Genomic DNA, 23911 nt, shown 5'->3' on the forward strand with positions numbered 1-23911 from the left:
AGCGTGAACCACCTGATCCCTTGCCGAACTCAGTAGTGAAACCGCTTAGCGCCGATGGTAGTGTGGGGTCTCCCCATGCGAGAGTAGGTCATCGTCAGGCACTTATTATGAAAAATCCCCCGGGGCTCGCGCCTCGGGGGATTTTTTTATGCTCCAATCTTGTATCGCGAGTGCGATTCACGAGGTGTGAATAAAGACATCACACCCCATGCCTATCAGCTGACTTCTTGCCTGATCAGCTACTATCCCTCTGATGCAGGCGTCGCCCAGCTACCCAGGTTTCAAAGACCGAGCGATCATCGGCGAGCATCATCAGCGCAAAAAGGCGCTCGCCCAACGTACTGCAGTGATCAATGCGACGTGCCAAGAGAGGCGTTGAGCGGGGGTCGATAACGACCAGGTCCGCCTCGAAGGAGGGAGCTAACTGACCTATGTGGCGGTGCAGTGAAAGGGCCTTGGCGTTGCCATGCGTCAAGCCATAAAACCCCTGCCATGCGGTAAGCGGTTGCCCCAGCAACTGGCCAACCTGATAGGCGCTTTTCAGCGTGCCGAAGCCCGAAAGATCGGTGCCTGCGCCAATATCAGTGGCGTAGCTGTACGACATACCGGTGTCGTTGGCTGCCGCCCGATCAAAAAGACCACTGCCCAGAAATAGATTGGAACTGGGGCAGAACGCGATGCTGGCTCCTCTTTCGGCCAGGCGTTGACGCATGCCATCGTCCAGATGAATGCCGTGGGCAAAAGTACTGCGTGGGCCTACCAGGCCTGCCTGTTCATATACGGCCAGATAATCGCGACTACCGGGAAACAGCTCGGCCACCCAGTCGAGTTCGCCACTGTTTTCGGCCAGATGGGTTTGCAACCAGAGACTCGGATCATTACGCAAGAGTGCACCAGCAGCATCCATCTGGGCCTTGGTGGAGGTAGGTGCAAAGCGAGGCGTTACGCTATAGCCAAGGCGTTCGCGGCCGTGCCAGTCTTCAATCAAGCGCTCGGTATCGGCGATACCCGAAGCCCCATCTAGTAACGCCTGTGGTGCATTACGATCCATCAAGACTTTGCCCGCCAGCATTCTCAGATTTCGCTTTTGGCAGGCGGTGAAAAAGGCATCGACAGAGTTTGGATGGCTCGAACCAAAAACCTGGGCCGTCGTAGTGCCGGCACGAAGCATCTCATCGAGAAAAGCGTTCGAAAGCGCTTCGGCATGGGCGTGATCGGCAAAACGGCACTCTTCGGGAAAAGTATAGTCGTTCAGCCAATCAAGTAGCTGGCGGCCATAGGACGCCATGATGTCGAGCTGAACGTAATGCACATGAGTATCAATGAAGCCCGGCATGATGAGCTTATCGCGATAATCGAGAATTTCGGCATGCTCGGGAAGCGAAGGCAGGAGTTCGGCGAAATTACCCACTGCATGGATATGTTGGCCTTCCAACCATAGAAGCCCATCGGCGTAATGCACCAAGCTTTCGGGCCTGGGCAGGTTCTCGTTTCCTGGATCTTGGGAAAAGCTAATCAATTCAGCACGAATGAACGTGTGCGTCATAACGGTCATATCAGCTCGTGGTCATTGGGAGGTTGGTAAGGAGTTTGCGTGCCGTAGGCAGGTCGAGCCCACGGGTTTCTTGCACGAACGATGCATCTGCAAGCCAGAGCAGTTCAGTCACGACCGTCAGCGCGATTGCGTAGGGAGTCTTGTCGCGTAACTTGGCATTCTGAACGCAGCCAATGGGGCTTCTTACTCGTCCTATGCGTTCTTCGGAATACCCGTTTCGCTTGAGCCGTCCTGAGAAGCTGGCCCATTTACTCTCGGAGCCGATCAGGCCGATAGAGGCGATATCATCTCGGGTAAGCAGCGCGGCAGTCAGGGCATAATCTTCGGCATGATCATGAGTCAAGACCAGCGCATGCGTATGGGGCGGCAGTGCGGCAATGCCTGTGAGAGGATCGTCAAGCACATGGCAGGCAAGGCGCGGCTGATGATGAGACTCTGCAGGAAATGCATCTGGACGGCTATCGTACCAGTGTAACTGCCAGGGCAGCGGTGCGCATAGCGAAACGATCTCGCAACCTACATTGCCGGCACCAAAGATCGCGAGCTGAATGTTGCTACCCAGGAAAACCTCGAGTAGAACGTTGACGTATCCGCCGCAGCACTGCCCACTACGTCCACCCAGCGAAAAAGTTTCCAGATGAAATCCAGACGTCCGGGTATTCAAGAGCCCCCGTGCTGCCTGCATCGTCTGCCACTCGAAGGTACCACCCCCGAGTGTGTCGAAACAGTCGTCGTTGGTAATGACCATTCTGGCACCCGGCTCACGCGGGGTTGATCCCTGGCAGGTAATCAGCGTGGCCAATACATGCGGCGTCCCCGCTGTTTGCAAGCGGTGCAGGGCGCCATGCCAGGTAGCTGGTAGTGAATCCGTGCTCACAGCGTTTTTACCCTTAAAGCCTGAGACGCCAGGAGTATGCGCTCAGGAGTGGCTGGCGTATCCAGGCGGGGGGATATCCTATAGTCAGTGAGACTTGAAAGCGCATCCCGCAGTGCTGACCATACACTGATCGCCAGCATGAAAGGCGGCTCGCCGACTGCTTTCGAGCGATACAGGCTGGCCATTGAATTTGGGTGTCCTTCGAGTAACGATACGTTGAAGGTATCCGGTAAATCGCCGAAGGTGGGTATCTTGTAGGTGGCCGGGCCATCACTGACCAGAACGCCTTTGTCGTTCCATTTGAGTTCTTCTGTTGTCAGCCAGCCCATGCCCTGAAGAAACCCGCCTTCCACTTGACCAATATCGATGGCTGGGTTGAGCGAATTACCGACATCGTGAAGGATGTCGACACGATCGACCTGGTATTCGCCGCTCAAGGTGTCAATGCTGACTTCACTTACTGCCGCGCCGAAAGCGTAGTAGTAAAAAGGGCGGCCCTGGCCAGTCGTACGACTGTAGTGGATCAGTGGGGTCGCATAAAAGCCTTTTTCGGAAAGCGAAATCCGGTTGAGATAAGCCGTCTGAACCAGTTCGCCCCACGGAATCTTGCGTTCACTTTCACCCAGGCCCGCAACCAGCATGCCGTCTTCCAGGTGCATACCTTCTCGATCCAGACCGATTTCGAAGTGCGCAGCAGCAAAATCAAACAGCCGCTCGCGTAACTTGATAGCCGCATCACGGACCGCCATGCCGTTCAGGTCCGCCCCGCTGGAGGCGGCTGTCGGTGAGGTATTAGGCACTTTGTCGGTTCGGGTCGCGGTAATGCGTACTTGAGCCAGATCGAGCCCCAGCTCAAGAGCAACGACTTGGCAAATCTTGGTATGCAGCCCCTGACCCATTTCTGTGCCGCCATGGTTCACCATTACGCTTCCATCGGTATAGACATGCAGCAGTGCCCCCGCCTGGTTGAGATGTTGGGCGGTGAAAGAGATGCCAAACTTGACTGGTGTGAGCGCCAGCCCTTTCTTGAGGACCGGGCTTGTCGCATTGAATTGAGCAATCGCCTTGCGTCGCGACCAGTACGCGCTGTCGGTTTCGAGTTTCTCGATCAAAGTATGCAGCAACTGGCACTGATCGACCGTCTGTCCGTAGTGCGTAATATTGCGCCCTTCGCGATAGAGATTGCGTTTGCGAATCGTCAGCGGATCCGTGCCGGTATGGCGAGCGATGTCATCCATGGCCGCCTCGATGATCATCATGCCTTGCGGGCCGCCAAAACCTCGAAATGCCGTATTGGAAGCGGTGTTCGTCTTGGCGCGGTAGCCCGTCACGCGGGCGCTGCCCAACGAATAGGCATTGTCAGCATGAAACATGGCGCGATCGACGATCGCATCGGAAAGATCCGGTGAATAGCCGCAGTTCCCGATCAACGATATTTCGCCGCCCTGAATAACGCCTTGGTCGTCGAAACCGAGTTTATAGCGATTGTGAAAAGGGTGCCGCTTGCCCGTGACGTGCATATCCTCGCTGCGTGGCAGGCGAAGACGAGCTGCTTTGCCCGTGCGTCTGGCAATGATGGCCGCGATGCAAGCCCAGGGGGAAGCCTGGGTTTCCTTGCCGCCAAAACCACCACCCATGCGGCGAACCTCCACCGTTACGGCATGAAGGGCAATGCCCAGCACCTCGGCCACCAGTTTTTGTGTTTCACTTGGATGCTGGTTGGAGGTATGCACAATGACGCCATCGTCTTCCGTGGGGAGCACAACGCATGCCTGTCCCTCCAGGTAGAAGTGTTCCTGGCCGCCAATGAACAAATCGTTTTCGATGACCTGATCAGCCTGTTGCAAGACCTCCTGACAGTTGCCGCGCTCCTGAACGTGAGTAGGGCGAACAAGCTCTTCGCATTGTGTAGCGGCAACCGGATCAAGACGAGCGGGCTGCTCGTCGATGTCGACTATTGCCAGCTTGACTGCACGCCTGGCGGCGTGCAGCGACGTAGCCGCGACCGCAAATAGGCACTGCCCGGCATAGCTGATGTCAGTTTCCACAAAAATCGGGTCACCCGGGAAGACAGGGCCTATGTCGGTATGGCCCGGTACCTCGTGGAAAGTGATGACGTCAATGACACCAGGCGCTAGTCTGACGGCATCAAGATCCAGACGGGTCAGCATGCCGCGAGCGACCGGTGACAGGCCTAGTGCAATATGAAGTGCATCGGCTGGCAGTACCAGGTCATCGATATAGGCAGCTTTTCCGCTGACATGCTTCTCTGCACTTTCATGAATACTGGACTGACCTGCATGACACCGTCCATTGATGGTCACGGTATGACGTGCCAACGGCCCATCGCCTTTGATCTTATCATCGAGCTCGCGACGGGCGTGACGGTTTTGGGTATCCAGCCTAGTGAGCGTACGCATGGAGCATTACCTCCTGACTGGGTGTTGAAAGCGTGAGATAGAGCCGCTCGAATAGATTGGCGGCCGCCAGCCGGCGATATTGCGCGCTGCCGCGTACATCGTCCATGGGGGAAAAGTCATGTTCCAGAGCAGCCTGGGCTTGGCGAAAACAGTTGGCATCGGCGGGTTTGCCTTCAAGAGCCTGCTCCGCTTTCAGGGCGCGCTTGGGGATTGCCGCCATGCCTCCAAAAGCGATGCGCACATCGTGGAGCCGGCCATTCTCGAGGCGGTAGGCAAAAGCACCGAGCACTGCTGAAATATCGTCCTCGCGGCGCTTGGAGAGCTTCCACGCATGGCATGCAGTATGCTCGCCAAGACGGGGGATGAAGATCCGAGAAACAATTTCATCAGCGGCGAGCGCCGTCTTCTTGTAGCCCAGGAAAAAGTCCTCGAGGGGTAGTTGCCGAGTTTGAGAGATGCTTGCCAACTCTACCCAGGCTCCCAGTGTCAACAGCACCGGCGGGGTGTCGCCAATCGGTGATGCATTGGCAATATTTCCGCCCAGCGTGCCACGATTACGAATTTGTTGCGAGCCCAGGCGATGCAGCAGGTGGGCAAAGGAAGGGAAGTGGTCGTTCAGCAATGGTTCAAGCTGGGTATAGGTAACCCCGGCACCTATCCACCAGCCCTTTTGAGCATTGAAATTAGCGGTCTCGATATCCGAGAGCGCCTTGACCCGCGTTATATCGATCAGTTGATCCAGCGGCTTTAACTGCTGCGTCGTTTCAAGCCAGAGATCCGTTGCTCCAGCTACCAGGCGGGCCTGTGGGTAACGCGCGCGGGCCTTGGTCAACTCCTCGAGTGAATCTGGCTGATAAAAGAAGACAGCATCATCTGTGGGCGGTGGCACTGATGACTGGGCCGATGATAGGCCGAGGGAGCCCTCATGCGTCCAGCCAGCAGGCTGGTCGCGAGTCAGCATCTGTAGTGCTGCATCGCGAATGGGCCGATATCCGGTACAGCGACAAAGGTTGCCACCCAAGGCAGCGTCGAGCTGCTCGGGACTTGGGAGCGATTGCTCGCCAACCGACGTCTCATAGAGAGTGAACAGCGACATGACCACCCCAGGTGTACAGAAACCGCACTGACTTCCGTGGCACTCGACCATGGCAGCCTGCGCCGGGTGTAAGCGGCCATTCGACGCGAGCCCTTCGACGGTAACCAGCGCCATGCCTTGCAACTGATGTGCCGGTGTCATGCAGGCATTGATAGATTTATACGCAGGAGCAGGCGCATGAGGATCAACAATGGCCACGGTGCATGCGCCACAATCGCCTGATGCACACCCCTCTTTCGTGCCCGTGGCGCCCAGATGTTCGCGCAGTAACACCAATATGCTTGTGTCCGGGGCCACATGGCACTGCCGGGGAGTGCCATTGAGAAAGAACTCAATATTCGCCATGCCCAACTCCGTTATGATTGTTCTGACCAATCGGTCAATATCATCTGAGCTTGAGACAAAAAAGCACGCTGCGCAAGTAGTGATCGAGTGCACCTTTATGGGGCGAAGTTACCTAAAATGTTAATATCTAGTGCGAATTTGAGCGGCGCCGTGTGACGTAGAACACGTGTCTACCATGTCTACCCGAGAAGGCTCTATATGCCAGCAGAAACTGTAACCAGCGAAAACGCGCAGCGCGAACGCATCGAGCAGAGAATATTGAATGCGGGCGAACAGGTGTTCGCCAAGCACGGTTATCGGGGCGCAAGTCTGCAATCCATTGCCGACCAGGCCGGGTTACCCAAGGCCAATATCCTGTACTACATGGGCAGTAAGCAGACGCTTTATATTCGCCTGCTCAATCGCATGATGCGGCGCTGGAACGCAGTACTGGAAAATATTACTCCAGACAGCGACCCAGGGCAGGTCTTGAGCAGCTTCATTCGCACTAAAATGGTGCTCGGGCAACGCTATCCTGATGGCTCCAGACTTTTTGCCGCCGAAATTCTAGCCGGTGCGCCGTTCTTGAATGAGTATCTGGCGGGCGAGCTTCGCGAATGGGTAGCCTCCCGCGCAGCCATCATTCGTCAGTGGTCCGCACAGGGCCGAATGGATGATGTCGATCCACGCTGGCTTATCTTCCTGATCTGGTCGGCCACACAACACTACACCGAGTACAGTGCCCAGGTGACGCGCGTCATTGGCCGCGATGCGCTCGAGGATGAAGATCTGGCTTCCATCATTCACTTTCTTGAGCACGTGATTCTTAAAGGGTGCGGGATCGCTTTGCGCCAAGGCGCCGAAAGCGGTGGGGCGTCTGAACCATGAGCCAGCTTCCTATCGAGTCACACCTTGCAGCGATCAAAAGTGGGCTTGAAAGGCATAATCGACTTATCTTGATGGCGCAGCCGGGTGCCGGCAAAACCACTCGCGTGCCGCTCGCCCTGTTGGAAAGCCAGTGGGCGGCCGGGCAGAAGATTCTGCTGCTGGAGCCGCGGCGTGTAGCTGCCCGGTTGGCCGCCAGCTTCATGGCCCAGCAGTTGGGCGAGCCGCTGGGCCAGACAGTAGGCTATCGGATGCGTGGCGAAAGCCGGACAGGAGAGCATACCCGGCTAGAGGTGGTTACCCAGGGCGTCCTGCTACGCATACTGCAGGATGATCCGCTGATGGAAGGGGTCGCGGGAATCGTTTTCGATGAGTTTCATGAGCGCAGTGTGGACAGTGATGTGGGCTTGGCGTTTGCGCTCGATGTTCAAACCAGCGTGCGTGACGACCTTCGCCTGATAGTGATGTCAGCCACCCTGGATATAGACGCCTTGCGCCGTGTGATGGGAGCGGATACCCAAGTTATCGTCAGTGATGGTCGCCAGTATCCGATAACCACCCGCTATCGGCCAGCACATGCAAATGAACGCCTTGAGCAGACAGCGCTGCGCGTCATCCAGGAAGCCCTTGCCGAGCCTGGGGCTGCCGATGTGCTGGTGATCCTGCCCGGCGTGGCCGAGATCGAACGGTTGGTACAAATGCTGCGCCAAGCGCTGCCGGCGTTAGCAATACGCTCACTGCATGGGCGTATGTCACTAGACCAGCAGCGTGCGGCGTTGGCACCAGAGGCGAACAGGCGCCGTATTATCGTCTCTACCGCGATTACCGAGTCGAGCGTCACGGTTACAGGGGTCAATGTCGTCATTGATGCCGGGCTTGAACGTGTACCGGTATTTCAGCCAGCAACGGGGTTGACCTGCTTGGCGACCCGAAGGGTTAACCGAGCAAGTGCTGATCAACGCCGCGGCCGGGCAGGGCGTCAGCAGTCCGGGCATTGCTTTCGTTTATGGGCGCAAGAGCAGCCACTGGTGGCGCACCGAGAGCCTGAGATAGCACAGGCCGATCTGTCGGGGCTGGTGCTGGAGCTGGCGCATTGGGGCGCTGGTTCGCCGGATCAGCTTGGCTGGATGACGTTACCTCCCGCTGGTGCCTGGCAAAGTGGTAGAGCACTACTGACACAGCTGGGCATGCTGGACGAACAGCATACACTGACCCCCTTGAGCCGGCGTTGCGCACGCTGGCCGGTAGAGCCACGGCTGGCCGTCATGCTGGAACGCGCCGACGAGCTCAATGCAACCACGCTGGCTTGCGGGCTTGCTGCCCTGCTGGAAAACCCTGAGCGCCGACAGTGCTCGCTCCACCATGCACTGGAACAACGCTTTTCTACCCCGAAAACGTTTCCGGCCTGGTTGCAAGACGCCAAACGATTTGCCACGGTGATGAACGTGTCGTTGAGAGAAGTGGATCTGACGCCTCTGGCTCGGCTGCTGGCGCTCGCTTACCCAGAGCGAATTGGCAAACAGATCAGCCCGGGGCGGTTTCAACTGGCATCAGGAAAAACGGCGGTGCTGTCACTGGACGATCCGCTAGCGCACCAGCCGTTCATCGTCGCGGTTGATCTACAGAGCGCCAGCAGTGAAGCCAGAGTCTATGCTGCTGAAGCATTCAGTCTTGAAATGTTGAAACAGCTATATGCTGACCGCCTGGAGTGGCAGACGCGAGTGAGCTGGTCTGATCGCCAAGGCGGATTGATCGGTGAAAGCGTGCTGGCCTATGGCGCCCTAGTGCTTGCAACACGCCCCTTGGCCACTCTGCCATCCGACAAGGTCCTCGAAGCTTTACTGGCCGCCGTACGTCAGCGTCCGAGCCTATTGACGACGCTATCACTCCAACAGCTGCAGGGGCGCATGGCGCTCTTGCGCGAAAGCCTGGGCGAGCAGTGGCCTGACTGGTCGACGCAAGCCCTCCTCGACTCTCTGGAGCAATGGCTGGCGCCCTACCTGGCCGATATCACACGCTTGTCCCAATTGGAAAAAATGCCATTGCACGCTTTTCTATTCAATCGTTTGAACTGGGAGCAGCAACAGGCATTTGATCGGCTTGTACCTGAAACGCTACCAGTGCCCAGCGGTAAACGTGTTGATATTGATTATCTGCCTTGCCTGGAAGGTCGTCCGCCAGTGTTGGCGGTGAAGTTGCAAGAGGCGTTTGGCTGGCAGAAGACGCCTGCCATCGTGCAAGAGAAGGTAACGTTGATGATTCATCTGCTGTCTCCTGCGCGTCGACCGCTTCAGGTCACACAGGATTTATACAGCTTCTGGCTTAACGGCTACCCTCAGGTACGCAAGGAAATGCGCGGACGGTATCCCAAACATCCGTGGCCTGAAGATCCCTTGAGTGCAAAGGCCACGGCGTTGACCAAAAGTCGTTAATCCTGCTGTTGGGTTACGTCGCCTGGAATGCGGTAGCGCACACCGTCGGCACGCTGTTCTTCATAGCGCCTGTTCTCATCCTCAGGGGCCACGCCCAGTACGGTTTCCTGTGAGCCGTCTGGCCAGGTGTAGGTGGTGCAGCCCGATAACGAGCTGAGCGAAACCAGCGCCACAATGGCAGCCATCCCTGGCGAAAGGTAGTGCTTATACATGCATGACTCCCTGCTTTATAGGGTCTTGTTGAAAGACCTCGAATCGTTGTGAGAACTATAGGGCGCGGGCGGGCAGCTTGTAAATCGCCAAACGGCGCCCAGCAGTGATTGAAATGTTCAGTTTTCTAACCAGTGGGTCAGTCCAGCAGGCGCGTCACGGGGCTGGAAAGTAGGTCAGCGTTTTGTTTAATGCTAATATACACCGCAGGGAATGCTTGGCGAAATCGGCGCGTTTCATGACATCGCGGCTATCGCCATCGAAAAAGTGTAAGGACACATCATGCAAGAATCGATTGAAAGCCGCTTGAAGTGGCTTTTACGTTTGACGCTGCTAGGGACACTGCTGACCATTCTGGTAATTCTGGTAGGCGCATGGACGCGTCTGGTGGATGCAGGTCTTGGATGCCCTGACTGGCCTGGCTGCTACGGGCGGCTGGTGGTGCCCAGTAGCGAGTATGCTGCCATGCGCCATCCCGATGTGCCGTTGGATGCTTCAAAGGCTTGGGTTGAAATGGCCCACCGCTATATAGCAACTCTGCTGGGCATGCTGGTGATTGGTGCAGTAACGTTAGGCTGGTCGCTGCGAAAAAGGCACCAGTACCCTTGGCGTACAAGCCTTCTACTCCTGGCTGTCATCATCGTGCAGGGCGCTTTTGGCGCGTTTACCGTTACGCTAAAACTCTGGCCTCAGGTAGTTACCTTGCACCTGCTGGGCGGTTTTAGCGTGCTGATCCTGTTTCTTTGGCTACACTTGCGTTTGAGAGGCGTTGCCCGACAGAAAGCGCTTGGCCCCAAACGCACTGGGTTATGGTGGGGTATCGCTGCCGGTTTACTGGTACTCCAGCTTGCCTTGGGCGGGTGGGTCACCAGCAATTATGCCGGTATAGCTTGTCAAGGCATTCCTACCTGTAACGGTCAGTGGTGGCCTGGCATGGACATCAAAGAAGGCTTCCACCTGACGCAAACGGTGGGTCCCAACTACCTGCATGGCCAGTTGCACGCAGAAGCTAGAACAGCGATTCACTTTATCCATCGGCTTGGTGCTGTGCTGCTGGGCTTGTCGCTAGCGATCCTGCTTTATCGATATTGGCATTATCGCGCCCTGAGACGGGTACTGGGTGGGGTGATGAGTATTTTCTGCCTTCAAGTGATTCTTGGCGCGCTGAACGTACTGATGTGGTTGCCTCTTTGGCTCGCTCTGATACATACCGCCGGCGCCGTGTTTCTTGCGGTTGCGCTGCTGCTCGCTTGGTGGCAGTGGCGACTGGAGAGCGGGGATATTCTCGCTGCTCATGTTGACGAGAATGATCGCGCCGGGCGAGTTTCTACTGGCCTATCTAAATAATCCACGGATAGACGTGCCTGAATGGCAATATGCAAGACATTTCGGCTCGCTGGCAAAACGGTGTACAATTTCTGTTAAGCTATTTTCTGTCGGTGGTAGGGAGTTTTATGAATGTAACCGTCGCGCTCTTGTTACTTGCTCTGGCCTTGATCATCATTGCGGGCCTGGCAATTTATGCCATGAAGCTTCGCCAAGAAGTGAAGCGACGCGACAAGTTCCGCCTGGATGAGGATCAGCGGGCGATACAGAACAGCCTGGACAATCTGGACTTTGTCACCGGCGCCTTGGTACAAGGGCAGGTAGACGTCACAGAAGGGTCCTGGCGCTGCAAGGTGCTGTTGGAGATCATTGACCCAAGCTTGACCGAGCGCCCCGAATTTCAGGCGTTTGGTCAAGTGTATGAGCGTACTCGGCATTTGAAGACGCACTCGGCGCGCGCTCAACTCACACCGCGCGAGCGCATGAGCGAGGATAAGCAGCGACTCGAAGTAGAAGCTGAAATGCGACCGGCCGTACTGGCTGCAGCAGAAGCCGTCATCGAATGGCGCGCGCAAGGCTCTTCTGCGCTACATTAAGTGAGTGTCAGGAGCAAACGATAGGCAAATTGGCGCAATAGCGTGTTTTTTTAGTGCCGATTATGGCAGCTTTGCTATGCTTGTGATGTCGATATTGCCAACAAGTTGATATTTCGGCATTGTTGCCTTCAAGTGCAAAAACGTTAATGATAGGCAAACCGTTCAATGCCAAGCAGGGGAACGCCCGCGCGGTAATATTGAACAGGCGAAAAATGGATGCTCTCGCAATAAGAAGCATTGGATAGATTTGGTCATATGGCCATGTCAGCATTGGATCAAGAAGGAGTCTTGCATGAAAAAATCTACGACTGGCTTGCTCATCGGTTCTGCCTTGGTTGTCGGGCTTTCTGGCTGTGCCAGCTCTGCCTCGCAAACGTCTGGTCAGGCTGGCGCAAGCAGCAACAACGCGCGCGAATGGTATCAGCATCCGTTCGTCTGTGGCCTGGCAGGCAGTGTCATCGGCGGCAGCATCGGCTACGCCACCAGCAGCTCTTCCGACGAAGAGAGTGGTGCTGCAACTGGCGCGGTAGCAGGTGCGGCCATCGGTGGTCTGCTGTGTGCAGACCGTACGCCTGAGCCTGTGGCAGCGCAGTGCCCAAGCTATGGTGAAGTACCGGCCGGTGTCGCCGTTGATGCCGAAGGTTGCCCGCTTGACTCAGATGGCGACGGCGTGCCTGACTACCGCGACCAGTGCCCGGGTACTCCGGCTGGCGTAGAAGTCGATGCAGTAGGCTGCCCGATTGATTCCGATGGTGACGGCGTACCGGATTACCGCGATCAGTGCCCGAACACACCTGCCGGCACCAAGGTCAATGCACTGGGCTGCCCGGATAGCGTTGTTCTCAACGATGTCAACTTCGAATTCGATTCTGCCGAGCTGACCTCCAATGCCCGTAACATCCTCAACGGTGTTGCCGAGCGTCTGGTCAACAACCCAGATGTACGTGTCAGTATCGAAGGCCACACCGATTCACGTGGTACTGCCCAGTACAACAAGGACCTGTCTCAGCGTCGCGCTGAATCAGTGACCACCTACCTCGCCCAGCGTGGCGTAGGTTCGAACCGCATGCGTGCTGTAGGCTACGGTGAAGAGCGCCCGATTGCTTCTAATGACACCGATGAAGGTCGTGCGCAGAACCGTCGCGTTGAACTCGACGAGTGGAACTGATTCATAACCCAGCGACAGCAGTTGTGGTTTAACTACTGTCATTGGCTATGAAATGCGTACCAGCGGGAGGCTTCGGCCTCCCGTTTTTATTTTCCATGGCGTACAAGTCTGCTAGGCTACGCGCGATAATAGCTCCGTATTACCTTTTGCTCATTGATAGCGAAATGTGATCCTTGGTATGGATCACCACTGCGCTCAAGGAAAACCTGAATGCCGATTGTTACACTACCCGACGGTAGCCAAAGAACATTTGAAGCGCCTCTTTCCATCATGCAACTTGCCGAGTCCATTGGCCCTGGTTTGGCCAAGGCGTGCATAGCAGGACGAATTGACGGCGTTTTGGTGGATGCTGCAGATATCATTGAAAATGATGCGAACGTCTCCATCATTACCGCGCGTGATCCTGAAGGAGTAGAGATCATTCGCCACTCCTGCGCGCACCTGATTGGTCATGCGGTCAAGCAACTTTACCCCGATGCCAAGATGGCCATTGGGCCCGTCATCGAAAACGGCTTTTATTACGATATTGATTTTGGTCGTTCGATTACGCCAGAAGATCTCGACGCCATCGAAAAGCGCATGCAGGCATTGATCGAGCGTGAATACGATGTGGTTCGGGAGTATGTCGATCGCGACAAGGCGATGCTGACCTTTCAGAATCGCGATGAAACCTACAAACAGGAAATCATCCGTGATATTCCCGAAGGCGCCGAGATTCGCCTTTACCATCACGAAGAGTACACGGACATGTGCCGTGGTCCGCACGTCCCGAACACACGCCACCTCAAGGCCTTCAAGCTGACCAAGCTTGCTGGCGCCTACTGGCGCGCGGATGCGTCCAACGAAATGTTGACACGTATCTATGGTACGGCGTGGGGTGACAAGAAGCAGCTGAAGGCCTATCTCAAACGGCTCGAAGAAGCTGAAAAACGCGACCATCGCAAGCTTGCCCGCCGGCTCGACCTGTTCCATATGCAGGAAGAGGCGCCCGGCATGATCTTCTGGCACCCCAATGGATGGGCGCTATGGCAGCAGGTCGAGCAGTATATGCGCGGCGTGTATAAAGAGGGTGGTTATCAGGAAATCCGCTGCCCCCAGGTGATGGACGTGTCGCTCTGGAAAAAGTCCGGCCATTGGGACAACTACGCTGACGGCATGTTCTTCACTGAGTCCGAAAAGCGCGAGTACGCCTTGAAGCCCATGAATTGCCCGGGCCACGTTCAGGTGTTCAATTCCGGGCTGCGTAGCTATCGCGAACTGCCCGTTCGCTTTGGCGAGTTTGGCGGCTGTCACCGTAACGAGCCGTCTGGTGCTCTGCACGGCATCATGCGCGTGCGTGCCTTTACTCAGGATGACGGCCACGTTTTCTGTACCGAAGCTCAGGTCGAGCCTGAAGTTACCAGCTTCCACCGCCAGGCGCTCAAGGTATACCAGGATTTCGGTTTTGAAGATATTGCCATCAAGATCGCTCTTCGTCCTGAAAAGCGGATCGGCAGCAATGAGGTCTGGGACCGCGCTGAAGACGCTTTGCGTGGGGCGCTTAACGCCTGTGGCGTAGAGTGGCAGGAACTTCCTGGCGAAGGCGCGTTCTATGGACCCAAGATCGAATATCATATGAAGGACTGCTTGGGACGTGAATGGCAAGTAGGTACCATGCAGGTAGACTTCATGATGCCAGAACGCCTCGGTGCGCAATACGTGACCGAAGAGGGCGAGCGCAAGCCACCGGTAATGCTGCACCGCGCGATCGTAGGCTCCATGGAACGCTTCATTGGTATCTTGATTGAACATTACGCTGGCGCTATGCCATTATGGTTGGCACCTCAGCAGGCTGTGGTGATGACGATCACCGATGCGCAGCGTGAATATGCGCTCGAACTCGAGCAGCGCCTGCAAAAAAATGGCTTACGGGCTAAAGCGGACTTGAGGAACGAGAAGATCGGCTTTAAAATCCGTGAGCATACATTACAGAAAATTCCCTATCTCCTTGTGGTCGGAGATAAGGAAGTCGAAGCTGACTCAGTGGCCGTGCGAACTCGCAGCGGCGAAAACCTCGGTACGATGACCATCAACGAACTCATCGAGCGTCTAAGTACAGAGCGAGCAGCCCTGGCGACATCGTCAATTGCCTAAGGAGACGGAACGATCAAGCGAAGCAACCAGCGCGGGCGTCCAGCAGACAAGCGCCCACCAATGAACGAGCGAATTACCGAAGAAGAAGTACGTCTGATCGATGCAGAAGGTGAGCAGTTGGGTGTCGTGCCCACCACCGAAGCATTGGAGCGTGCAGAAGCTGCCGGTCTGGACCTCGTGCAAATTTCGAATGCCGATCCTATCGTCTGTAAGATCATGGATTACGGCAAGTTCGTTTTTGAGACGAAGAAGCAGAAAGCGGCTCAAAAGAAGAAGCAAAAGCAAATTCAGGTAAAGGAAGTCAAATTCCGGCCTGGCACCGATGAAGGCGATTATCAGGTGAAGCTCAAGAACCTGACGCGCTTTCTTGAAGGTGGTGACAAGGGTAAGGTCACTTTGCGCTTCCGTGGTCGTGAAATGGCGCACCAGGACATCGGCCGTAAGCTGATGGAGCGGATCGCGGCAGACCTGGAAGAGATCGGTGCGGTGGAGTCTTTCCCGAAAATGGAAGGCCGCCAGATGATCATGATCCTTAACCCGAAGAAGAAGTGATCCAACGGCGAAGCCAACGGGCCACCGTGTAAGCGGTGGCCGGCCCTGGGTTTTCTAAAAAATATCGAGCGGAGTTTTCTCATGCCGAAAATCAAAAGCAACAGCGGCGCTGCCAAGCGCTTCAAAAAGACCGCTAACGGCTTCAAGCACAAGCAGTCTTTCCGTAGCCACATCCTGACCAAGAAATCGACCAAGCGTAAGCGTCAGCTGCGTGGAATGAAGCAGATTCATGCTTCTGACAAAGCGCTGATCCAGCGCATGCTGCCGAACCTGTAACGTCGAATTTTCTTTTCTGAGTGCCACCGGCCTCAGCCTTAAAGTCAGGAGTGTGTTATGACTCGTGTTAAGCGTGGCGTAGTTGCCCGTCGTCGCCATAAAAAAGTACTGAAGCAGGCCAAGGGTTACTATGGTGCCCGTTCGCGTGTTTTCCGCGTAGCCAAACAAGCCGTCATCAAAGCCGGTCAGTATGCCTACCGTGACCGCCGTAACCGCAAGCGCCAGTTCCGCGCGCTGTGGATTCAGCGTATCAACGCGGGTGCACGTATCAACGGTATGTCCTACAGCCGCTTCGTTGGCGGCCTGAAGAAAGCCGGCATTGAAATCGACCGTAAGGTTCTGGCCGACCTGGCAGTACACGAAAAAGCGGCATTTGCTGCTATCGTGGAAAAAGCCAAGGCTGCCCAATAAGGTTTGCGTTGCGCGAGCTTGGCTTGCGTAACGTGACCACGGTCATTTCAGTGTGACCCTGCAGGGGAAGAGCAGCCGCTCTTCCCCTGTTTTTTTGTCATCTTCTACGTGCAACACCCTCAAAAAGAGGGAGCCGCTTAATTCGGAGTAAAACGGATGGATCACCTTCCTACTCTGGTATCTGAAGCTCGTGATGCCATTCAGGCAGCGCAGGACATTCCTGCGCTGGAGGAGTTACGCGTTCGCTACCTGGGAAAAAAAGGCGAAGTAACCGCCTTGTTGAAAGGCCTGGGCAAGCTCTCGGCAGAAGAGCGCCCTGCTGCCGGTGAGCGTATCAACCAGGCCAAACAAACCCTCTCCAGCGAAATCGATGCAAAGCGCCAGGCGCTGGACAGCGCTGCCTTGAACGCGCGGCTGGCTGCCGAGCGCATAGATGTAACGCTGCCAGGGCGTGGCCAGTCCGAAGGCGGTCTTCACCCGGTCACGCGCACGCTCGAGCGTATCGAAGGGTTATTTACGCGCATTGGCTACGATGTGGCAGTCGGACCCGAAATCGAAGATGACTATCACAACTTTGAAGCGCTCAATATTCCGGCCCATCACCCAGCGCGCGGAATGGCCGATACGTTCTATTTTGATGCCACTCGCTTATTGAGAACGCATACCTCGCCGGTGCAGGTGCGTACCATGAAGAACAGCGAACTTCCGCTGCGCATCGTGTGTCCCGGGCGAGTCTACCGCAGTGACTCGGACTTGACGCATACGCCGATGTTTCATCAGGTAGAGGGTCTGCTGGTCGATGAGGGTGTCAGTTTCGCCGATCTCAAGGGCACCATTGAAGACTTTCTTCAGGCGTTCTTCGAGCGTGATGATCTGTCGGTACGCTTCAGGCCTTCCTATTTTCCGTTTACCGAGCCCTCTGCAGAAGTCGATATTCAGTGCGTCATGTGCAGCGGCAAGGGATGTCGTGTCTGCTCGCACAGCGGCTGGCTGGAAGTGATGGGATGCGGCATGGTACACCCGGAAGTGTTCCGCCATTCCGGTATCGATACCGAGCGCTATACGGGCTTTGCCTTCGGTATGGGCGCAGAGCGTTTGGCGATGTTGCGCTATGGGGTCAACGATCTGCGTCTGTTCTTTGAAAATGACCTGCGCTTTCTGCGCCAATTCGCCTAATACCGCCGCCGGATACAGGAACGATCATGAAATTTTCAGAACAGTGGCTGCGCGAATGGGTCTCACCGCAGCTTAGCACACAGGCTATTGCCGACCAGATCACCATGGCCGGTTTGGAAGTGGATGCCGTCGAGCCGGTCGCTGCCTCGTTTAGCGGCGTTGTGGTGGCCGAAGTGCTGACCAAGGAAAAGCACCCGGATGCCGACAAGTTGAACGTCTGCACGGTCAATGACGGCTCTGATGCGCCCGTGCAGGTCGTGTGTGGTGCCGCCAACGTCGAAGTTGGCCAGAAAATTCCATTTGCTCAGGTGGGTGGGGTGCTGCCGGGCGACTTCAAGATCAAGAAAGCCAAGCTGCGTGGCGTTGAATCACGGGGCATGATTTGCTCGGCATCCGAGCTTGGGCTCGAGGAGGAAGCTTCACCGGGTATTCTGGTGCTGCCTGAGTCCGCGCCAGTAGGTGTTGATTTTCGTGAGTTCATGCACCTTGATGACATGACCATCGAGGTGGACCTGACACCCAACCGGGGAGATTGCCTGAGCCTCAAGGGGCTGGCACGGGAAGTCGGCGTTCTCAACCGCCTGATGCTCAGCGAGCCTGATATCGAGCCGGTAAAAGCGAACATCGACGATACATTTGCCGTCAGTGTCGAGGCGCCTGAGAAATGCCCGCGTTATGTCGGGCGGGTCATCAATGGGGTAAACGTCAAGGCTCCAACGCCACTGTGGATGGTCGAGCGCCTCCGGCGCAGCGGCATTCGTTCCATTGATCCTGTCGTGGATGTTACCAACTACGTCATGCTGGAACTTGGCCAGCCGCTGCACGCCTTCGATCGCAATAATCTAAACGGCCGTATCATCGTGCGCCTGGCTCAGGCAGGCGAGCAGCTGACCCTGCTGGATGGCCAACAGGTAGCCCTGCGTCCTGAAACACTGGTCATTGCCGACGAGTCCGGGCCACTCGCCATGGCGGGCATCATGGGGGGCGAGAATTCAGGCGTCAGCGAAGCTACTCAGTCGATTTTTCTTGAGTCAGCCTTTTTCACCCCGCTTGCCATCGCCGGGCAGGCGCGCTCCTATGGCCTGCATACCGATGCATCTCATCGGTTCGAGCGTGGTGTAGACCCGCAATTGGCCGGTGTGGCGGTCGAGCGTGCCACGCGGCTGCTGATCGATATCTGTGGCGGCGAGCCCGGACCTGTCTGCGAAACATCAAGCAGCGCCCATCTGCCCGTGCCTGGTACTATTCTGCTGCGCGACTCACGGCTCGAGAGTGCGCTTTCCAAAAAGCTCGCTGTCGACGACGTTACCGATATTCTCGAGGGTCTGGGGCTTGATGTGTCTCGCCAGGCGGAAGGGTGGTCGGTAACTGCGCCCAGCTGGCGCTTTGATATGGCCATCGAAGAAGACCTGATCGAGGAGGTCGCGCGTATTCATGGCTACAACAATCTGCCCGTTCGGCGCCCGGCGGCGCGGCTTGCGCTGCGCTCGGCAGACGAGGCGAAGTTGACTCAGGCGCAGCTGCGCCGCCAGATGGTTGCCCGTGGTTTCCAGGAAGCCGTCACCTACAGCTTCGTCGCGCCCGAACTCCAGGCCGCTCTGCTGCCGGATGCGGTGTCTCCGGTGCTGGCCAATCCGATCTCCGCCGATCTCTCGGTAATGCGCGCCAGTCTGTTTCCCGGTCTGGTGCGCGCCATGGAACACAACTTGAATCGTCAGCAGACCCGCGTCCGTCTTTTCGAGACCGGGCTTGTGTTCAACGGTGAGCTGGATCAGCTGTCGCAAATCCCCATGATGGGGGCTCTGGCCTGTGGTAGCCGTGAATCGGAAGGGTGGAGCGGTACAAAAGAACGTATCGATTTCTACGACTTGAAAGGCGATCTCGAAAGCCTGCTGGCGCTGGGGGGAAATCTTGACGCCTGGCGTTTCGAACCTGCCGAGCATCCGGCGCTTCATCCGGGGCAGAGTGCCGAGATCCTGTTCAATGGCGAGCACGCAGGCTGGATTGGTACGTTGCATCCCCAGGTGCGCGCCACGCTTGGGCTGAAAGTCGATGCGGTACTGTTCGAGGTGCGCCTGGATGCATTGAGCCGGGGCAGTATCCCTGCCTTCGAGGCTCTGTCGCGCTATCCGGAAGTGCGCCGTGATCTGGCGTTTACCCTCAAGAACGACGTACCGGTGCAGGCACTGCTGGATTGCGTCAGGGCCGAGGCTGGCGATTACCTGAAAGACATCACGCTATTTGATGTCTATGCTGGTAAGGGCGTCGTGGAAGGTCACAAGAGTATTGCATTGGGCTTGACCTGGCAGCATCCTTCACGCACGCTAAACGACGAAGAAATCAATCAGTTGATAGATTCCATCGTGACACAAGTGCGTGTCCAGCTTGAGGCTGAGCTGCGCGGCTGATAACAATACGCGACACGACGCTTATCACGTTCTTGGCAATGCGTTTGCTACAAGGAGGGTCTTATGGGTGCGTTGACCAAAGCAGAGCTGGCGGAGCATTTACATACCGAGCTGGCGCTGTCCAAGCGGGAAGCAAAAGCAATGGTCGAAGCTTTCTTCGAAGAGATTCGAGCCTGCTTACGGGAAAACGAGCAGGTCAAGCTGTCAGGTTTTGGCAACTTCGACTTGCGTGATAAGCGTGAGCGGCCTGGGCGCAATCCCAAGACCGGCGAAGAAATTCCCATTTCGGCGCGTCGCGTGGTGACCTTTCGCCCGGGTCAAAAGCTGAAGCAGCAGGTCGAGCACTACGTGAAGAGCAAGTAGGACTCACCTATAGCGATACAAATGGAGCGCCTTCGTGCGCTCCATTTTTTTATGCGAACTGATCATGCCAGGCGCCGTCAACAGCCGGGACGTATCGGTGGCCAGGTCGACGCACCACCTGCCAGCAGGGCCAGTGAAATGCGCCTTTCTGATGCGGTATGTTACTATTCGGGCGACGTTGAAGGCCCTGATTGATCCTCTAAGCCGGCCTTGGAACACTCTGAATACAGGAAGGTAGTGATGCCTCAGCTGAATATACTGGTGGGTACCATGTACGGCGGTGCCTTGGATGTTGCCGAGCAGGTCAAGCCGCTCTTTGAAGCCGCCGGGTTCGATGTGAGTATCGCCGAGCAGCCTACCCTGGACGATGTGACCAGTGATGAGGGCATTTCCCTGTTCGTGATCTCGACCACGGGTAGTGGGGATTACCCAGGTAACTTCGTCCCCTTCGTGCGCAGCCTGAATGACAAGAGCCCCTCGCTTGCGTCTTTACGCTATGGTCTGATTGCTCTGGGCGATAGCTCCTACGCTGACACCTTTTGTGGTGCCGGGCGGCAACTGGATGCTTTGCTCGAAGAGCATGGCGCGCATCGCCTGGGTGAGCGTCTGGAAATCGATGCCATGGAAACCTTCATGGCCGACGATGCAGCGGTTCCCTGGGTAGAAACCTGGATCGATGAACAGCAGCTCAAGGGGGCCTGATATGCAGGTCAGGCCTTATTCGGCAGAGCGCATAAGCGTGGCGCTTGGGCTTTGCGTATTGATGCTGGCTGCCTTGCCGCGTTTCATGGCAAGTGGTCACGAAACGCGGCAAACCCTGATCATGATGGGGGTGGTGCTGGTAGCCGTGGCCAGCGTGGTTCAGTGGCGTCTTTTAGCTGCCGAGCAGCGCAGGCTGTTACCGCGCCTATGCCTTCGTCTTGTGGCCATGTTCACCTTGGGCGCGTTGATAATGGGCGCCTGGCACGCGCTGTTCACCTCCTGGATCAGCTGGGAGGTGTTTATCTCTCATGCCGCCACCTGCGGCTTGCTGCTTCATACGCTAAGTCTGTGGTGGGCATCTGAACCACCACCATAAAGTCACCGTTCATGCGTAAGCGTGCCGAGAAGCTCGACAAATTGCCCGGCGGGCTGTGGCCGGGCGATGTAGTACCCCTGAATGATGTCGATCCCATACTCGCCTAGTTGCTGCCACTGCTGCTCTGTCTCGACCCCCTCTGCGACCACTTTCAAATCGAGTTCTCGGGCAAGACTTGCAATGGCAGCCACGATGGCCTGGCTGTTGTGGGTTTCATCGTGCAAGACTTCAATGAAGCTTCGATCAATCTTAAGTGCATGAGCCGGGATGTTGTGCAGGTAGCTCAGGGACGAATAGCCGGTTCCGAAGTCATCCAGTGCAATTTTGCAGCCCAGGGCGCGTAACTCGTGGAGCACGGCGGCTCCCTCCGCCTGACGGTTGAGCAGTATGCTTTCGGTCAGCTCGAAGGTTATCAGCGAGGGCGCAATGGCGTGATGCTGAAGCTTCTGAGCGATCGTCTGGACGAAATCGGGCTGCCAGAACTGTGCTGAAGACAAATTGATGGCGACCGGTACCAGTGATTTACCGCTGGCGCGCCATTGGTGCATATCATCAAGCACCAGATCCATGACGCGATCCCCAAGAGGCAGAATAAGCCCGGAGCTTTCCGCCAGGGGAATGAAGTCATCCGGGCCGATATTGCCGCGCACCGGATGAGTCCAGCGAACGAGTGCCTCGGCTGAAACCAGCTGGCGTGTCTTGCGGCTTACTAGCGGCTGGTAAGCCATGTACAGGCCGTCGCCGGTGTCGACGGCGTTGCGCAGCGCCGTTTCCATGCTCAACTGGTCGCGCAGCTTGCGGTCTACATCGGCTTGATAGAGGCGATATGTATTGCGGCCTTCGCGCTTGGCGCGGTACATCGCAGCATCGGCATGCTGGATGAGCACTTCCGGCGTATCGCCATCGTCTGGATACAGGCTGATGCCGATACTGCACCCGATTCGAAAGCTGTGCCCCTTTAACGTATAGGGTGCGCTGACGGCATCGATCAACCGCTGCGCCGCGCTGGATGCTTCTGTAAACCCGCTGATGTCGGGCAGCAGCGCAATGAACTCATCGCCTCCCAGGCGGGCCAGCGTATCGTCCTCGCGCAGCCTGAGAGTCATTCGGGCGGCAACCTCGAGCAACAGCTCGTCGCCTAGCGCATGCCCCAGCGTATCGTTGACCTGCTTGAAATGATCAAGATCGATAAATATGACGGCTATCTGCTGAGCCTCACGGTGGGCGTGACGAATGGCCAGGGTGATACGATCTTCGAGCAAGCGGCGGTTGGGGAGACGAGTCAGAACATCGTAATAGGCGAGGTGCCGAATCTGTTCCTCGTTTTCGCGTACATGGGTGATGTCCGAGAAAAGCCCGGCGTAGTGCTGGGTAACGCCGCTATCATCCTTTATGGCCGTGATGGTCAAGAGCTCGAGATAGAGCTCGCCGGATTTACGCCGGTTCCAGACCTCGCCGCGCCAGTATCCGCTGACTTTCAAAGAGGCCCACATCTGCTCGTAGAAGTCGGCATCCTGGCGGCCTGAACCCAGTATACTGGGTTTCTTGCCCGCCACTTCCTCGAGCGTATAGCCGGTCAGGTGAGTAAAGGCCGGGTTAACGAACTCGATGCATGCATCGGCATCGGTAATGATGATGCCTTCAAGCGAAGAGTCGATGACCCGCTCGGCCAGCTGCAGATGTTGGCGCGAACGTGCCAGTGCTTGATCCCGCTGGGTCAATGCCTCACGCAGATCGGCCAGGTACAGGTACTCCGCTCCTGACAGGATGTCGCCAAAGCCCAGCAAGCCAACGATCTTCTCCTGGCTGTCACGTACGACCAGATGGCGAATGCGGTGATTGATCAGCAGGTCACGCGCATTGATCAGTGGGGTGGACTCCGTGACGCTGAGCAACGGCTTGCTCGACAGCTGTATCACCGGGGTGTCGTCTGATCGATTGGCGATAAACGATACGAGGTCGCGTTCGGTAACGATGCCTAGCTGGTGGTCGTCAACGATGATGGCGGCATCCTGCTGGTGGGTGCGCATGCGGGCTGCTGCATCGGCTACGCTGAGCGACCCTTCGATGAGCAGCGGGTCGCGCCGCATGGCGGCATGCACTTCACGCAGGCGCAGGTAGGGCTCAAGTCCCTGGTTCATGACGATATCGGTTTGCGAAATGATACCCACAGGGCGGCTCGCCTCATCGATAACGACCAGGTGGCGCACCTTGTGTGTATTGAGAAGCAGGGCGGCTTCGCTCAAAAGCATCTGCCCGGAGGCGGTGTGCACCGGCTGTGACATGAACGTCGCGATTGGCTTGTTCAGCGCTGACAGCGTGCTGAAGTTGATCGACAGCGCGTCGTGTTCGGTCCAGATTCCCACCGCCTTATGATTTTCCATGATGACAATCGAGCTGCAGCAACGATCGGTCATGCGTCTTGCGGCTTCGCTGAGCGGTGTATCTTTCGTGCACTGAAGAATGCCGGTTTGCATGACGCGTGAAATGGGTAAGTCTTGATGAATAGACATGAGTATCGATACGATGGCTGGCAAAAGATCGTTGAAAGAGACAGGATATCGCATCAGGCAGTGATTGAAGTGATTCTCGGTCTAAAAGTGACAAATAAGTCACTTATTGCCT

At 56.5% G+C, this 23911-nt stretch carries 20 protein-coding genes and 1 rRNA gene; 15 read left to right on the plus strand and 6 right to left on the minus strand.

Annotated elements, in window-relative coordinates; genetic code table 11:
- Positions 1–100: ribosomal RNA gene (rrf, locus tag HW452_RS09470) — 5S ribosomal RNA — on the plus strand; the annotation flags it as partial.
- Positions 101–235: 135 nt separating this feature from the next.
- On the opposite strand, the gene guaD is transcribed toward rrf, so the two are convergent.
- From guaD to xdhA, 4 genes are read right to left on the minus strand one after another with little or no spacing between them, the layout of a single operon-like run.
- Complete coding sequence (gene guaD / locus HW452_RS09475; protein WP_224105868.1) at positions 236–1555, minus strand: guanine deaminase; 1320 nt, start codon at positions 1553–1555, stop codon at positions 236–238.
- Between the two features lies 1 nt (position 1556).
- Complete coding sequence (gene xdhC / locus HW452_RS09480; protein WP_224105869.1) at positions 1557–2432, minus strand: xanthine dehydrogenase accessory protein XdhC; 876 nt, start codon at positions 2430–2432, stop codon at positions 1557–1559.
- Positions 2429–4852, minus strand: a complete 2424-nt coding sequence (xdhB, locus tag HW452_RS09485; RefSeq protein ID WP_224105870.1) for a xanthine dehydrogenase molybdopterin binding subunit — start codon at positions 4850–4852, stop codon at positions 2429–2431. Before xdhB ends, xdhC begins: the two co-directional genes overlap by 4 nt.
- Entirely contained in the window at positions 4836–6293 is a 1458-nt protein-coding gene (gene xdhA / locus HW452_RS09490; RefSeq protein ID WP_224105871.1) for a xanthine dehydrogenase small subunit, read from the minus strand. The genes xdhB and xdhA overlap by 17 nt, the downstream gene beginning before the upstream one ends.
- Before the next feature lie 198 nt (positions 6294–6491).
- Here xdhA and HW452_RS09495 point away from each other — a divergent pair, with 198 nt between their 5' ends.
- A complete protein-coding gene (locus tag HW452_RS09495; protein WP_224105872.1) occupies positions 6492–7160 on the plus strand; it encodes a TetR family transcriptional regulator C-terminal domain-containing protein in 669 nt (222 codons plus the stop codon).
- Positions 7157–9589: an ATP-dependent helicase HrpB gene (gene hrpB, locus HW452_RS09500; RefSeq protein WP_224105873.1), complete on the plus strand. Its 2433-nt coding sequence runs from the start codon at positions 7157–7159 to the stop codon at positions 9587–9589. The genes HW452_RS09495 and hrpB overlap by 4 nt, the downstream gene beginning before the upstream one ends.
- Here hrpB and HW452_RS09505 read toward each other — a convergent pair.
- Positions 9586–9801 (minus strand): hypothetical protein, encoded by a 216-nt coding sequence (locus HW452_RS09505; protein ID WP_224105874.1) that lies wholly within the window; start codon positions 9799–9801, stop codon positions 9586–9588. The two genes, hrpB and HW452_RS09505, sit on opposite strands and share 4 nt — an antisense overlap.
- A 280-nt stretch (positions 9802–10081) precedes the next feature.
- Between HW452_RS09505 and HW452_RS09510 the strand changes: the two genes are divergently transcribed.
- The 12 genes from HW452_RS09510 to HW452_RS09565 all read left to right on the plus strand — a co-directional run bounded on the left by HW452_RS09510 (position 10082) and on the right by HW452_RS09565 (position 21286).
- Positions 10082–11146, plus strand: a complete 1065-nt coding sequence (locus tag HW452_RS09510; RefSeq protein WP_224105875.1) for a COX15/CtaA family protein — start codon at positions 10082–10084, stop codon at positions 11144–11146.
- Positions 11147–11253: 107 nt separating this feature from the next.
- Positions 11254–11721, plus strand: a complete 468-nt coding sequence (locus HW452_RS09515; protein ID WP_224105876.1) for a DUF2489 domain-containing protein — start codon at positions 11254–11256, stop codon at positions 11719–11721.
- Positions 11722–12013: 292 nt separating this feature from the next.
- Positions 12014–12889: an OmpA family protein gene (locus HW452_RS09520; RefSeq protein WP_224105877.1), complete on the plus strand. Its 876-nt coding sequence runs from the start codon at positions 12014–12016 to the stop codon at positions 12887–12889.
- Between the two features lie 210 nt (positions 12890–13099).
- Positions 13100–15022 carry a threonine--tRNA ligase gene (gene thrS, locus HW452_RS09525; protein ID WP_224105878.1) on the plus strand — a complete coding sequence of 641 codons (1923 nt, stop codon included), beginning with the start codon at positions 13100–13102 and terminating at the stop codon, positions 15020–15022.
- Between the two features lie 60 nt (positions 15023–15082).
- The gene (gene infC, locus HW452_RS09530; RefSeq protein WP_126951428.1) at positions 15083–15574 is read left to right on the plus strand and encodes a translation initiation factor IF-3; all 492 of its coding nucleotides are present in this window, start codon (positions 15083–15085) and stop codon (positions 15572–15574) included.
- Between the two features lie 81 nt (positions 15575–15655).
- Positions 15656–15850: a 50S ribosomal protein L35 gene (gene rpmI / locus HW452_RS09535; protein ID WP_009724291.1), complete on the plus strand. Its 195-nt coding sequence runs from the start codon at positions 15656–15658 to the stop codon at positions 15848–15850.
- Positions 15851–15907: 57 nt separating this feature from the next.
- Positions 15908–16261: a 50S ribosomal protein L20 gene (gene rplT / locus HW452_RS09540; protein ID WP_009097607.1), complete on the plus strand. Its 354-nt coding sequence runs from the start codon at positions 15908–15910 to the stop codon at positions 16259–16261.
- A 156-nt stretch (positions 16262–16417) separates the two neighbouring features.
- Positions 16418–17437 (plus strand): phenylalanine--tRNA ligase subunit alpha, encoded by a 1020-nt coding sequence (gene pheS / locus HW452_RS09545; protein ID WP_224105879.1) that lies wholly within the window; start codon positions 16418–16420, stop codon positions 17435–17437.
- A 26-nt stretch (positions 17438–17463) separates the two neighbouring features.
- Positions 17464–19845, plus strand: coding sequence for a phenylalanine--tRNA ligase subunit beta (gene pheT, locus HW452_RS09550; RefSeq protein ID WP_224105880.1), 2382 nt, complete (start codon positions 17464–17466; stop codon positions 19843–19845).
- Between the two features lie 63 nt (positions 19846–19908).
- On the plus strand, positions 19909–20208 hold the full coding sequence (locus HW452_RS09555) for an integration host factor subunit alpha (RefSeq protein WP_224105881.1): 300 nt from the start codon (positions 19909–19911) through the stop codon (positions 20206–20208).
- A gap of 240 nt (positions 20209–20448) precedes the next feature.
- Positions 20449–20910, plus strand: a complete 462-nt coding sequence (locus HW452_RS09560; protein ID WP_224105882.1) for a flavodoxin — start codon at positions 20449–20451, stop codon at positions 20908–20910.
- A 1-nt stretch (position 20911) separates the two neighbouring features.
- Positions 20912–21286, plus strand: a complete 375-nt coding sequence (locus HW452_RS09565) for a hypothetical protein (protein ID WP_224105883.1) — start codon at positions 20912–20914, stop codon at positions 21284–21286.
- A 2-nt stretch (positions 21287–21288) separates the two neighbouring features.
- Here the strand turns inward: HW452_RS09565 and HW452_RS09570 are convergent, their stop codons facing one another.
- Positions 21289–23853, minus strand: a complete 2565-nt coding sequence (locus HW452_RS09570) for an EAL domain-containing protein (RefSeq protein WP_317986339.1) — start codon at positions 23851–23853, stop codon at positions 21289–21291.
- Positions 23854–23911: the final 58 nt, after the last annotated feature.

It is taken from the genome of Vreelandella aquamarina, from assembly GCF_020075495.1.
Classification (GTDB): Bacteria; Pseudomonadota; Gammaproteobacteria; order Pseudomonadales; family Halomonadaceae; genus Vreelandella; species Vreelandella aquamarina_A.

What these genes read in the sequence shown, in the direction of transcription:
- thrS (WP_224105878.1), top strand. Translation starts at nt 13,100, where the DNA reads ATGCCGATTGTTACACTACCCGACGGTAGCCAAAGAACATTTGAAGCG.
- pheT (WP_224105880.1), top strand. Translation starts at nt 17,464, where the DNA reads ATGAAATTTTCAGAACAGTGGCTGCGCGAATGGGTCTCACCGCAGCTT.
- guaD (WP_224105868.1), bottom strand. Translation starts at nt 1,555, where the DNA reads ATGACCGTTATGACGCACACGTTCATTCGTGCTGAATTGATTAGCTTT.
- HW452_RS09495 (WP_224105872.1), top strand. Translation starts at nt 6,492, where the DNA reads ATGCCAGCAGAAACTGTAACCAGCGAAAACGCGCAGCGCGAACGCATC.
- xdhB (WP_224105870.1), bottom strand. Translation starts at nt 4,852, where the DNA reads ATGCGTACGCTCACTAGGCTGGATACCCAAAACCGTCACGCCCGTCGC.
- HW452_RS09505 (WP_224105874.1), bottom strand. Translation starts at nt 9,801, where the DNA reads ATGTATAAGCACTACCTTTCGCCAGGGATGGCTGCCATTGTGGCGCTG.
- HW452_RS09510 (WP_224105875.1), top strand. Translation starts at nt 10,082, where the DNA reads ATGCAAGAATCGATTGAAAGCCGCTTGAAGTGGCTTTTACGTTTGACG.
- rpmI (WP_009724291.1), top strand. Translation starts at nt 15,656, where the DNA reads ATGCCGAAAATCAAAAGCAACAGCGGCGCTGCCAAGCGCTTCAAAAAG.
- HW452_RS09570 (WP_317986339.1), bottom strand. Translation starts at nt 23,853, where the DNA reads ATGCGATATCCTGTCTCTTTCAACGATCTTTTGCCAGCCATCGTATCG.
- xdhA (WP_224105871.1), bottom strand. Translation starts at nt 6,293, where the DNA reads ATGGCGAATATTGAGTTCTTTCTCAATGGCACTCCCCGGCAGTGCCAT.
- HW452_RS09515 (WP_224105876.1), top strand. Translation starts at nt 11,254, where the DNA reads ATGAATGTAACCGTCGCGCTCTTGTTACTTGCTCTGGCCTTGATCATC.
- rplT (WP_009097607.1), top strand. Translation starts at nt 15,908, where the DNA reads ATGACTCGTGTTAAGCGTGGCGTAGTTGCCCGTCGTCGCCATAAAAAA.
- HW452_RS09555 (WP_224105881.1), top strand. Translation starts at nt 19,909, where the DNA reads ATGGGTGCGTTGACCAAAGCAGAGCTGGCGGAGCATTTACATACCGAG.
- HW452_RS09520 (WP_224105877.1), top strand. Translation starts at nt 12,014, where the DNA reads ATGAAAAAATCTACGACTGGCTTGCTCATCGGTTCTGCCTTGGTTGTC.
- hrpB (WP_224105873.1), top strand. Translation starts at nt 7,157, where the DNA reads ATGAGCCAGCTTCCTATCGAGTCACACCTTGCAGCGATCAAAAGTGGG.
- infC (WP_126951428.1), top strand. Translation starts at nt 15,083, where the DNA reads ATGAACGAGCGAATTACCGAAGAAGAAGTACGTCTGATCGATGCAGAA.
- HW452_RS09560 (WP_224105882.1), top strand. Translation starts at nt 20,449, where the DNA reads ATGCCTCAGCTGAATATACTGGTGGGTACCATGTACGGCGGTGCCTTG.
- HW452_RS09565 (WP_224105883.1), top strand. Translation starts at nt 20,912, where the DNA reads ATGCAGGTCAGGCCTTATTCGGCAGAGCGCATAAGCGTGGCGCTTGGG.
- pheS (WP_224105879.1), top strand. Translation starts at nt 16,418, where the DNA reads ATGGATCACCTTCCTACTCTGGTATCTGAAGCTCGTGATGCCATTCAG.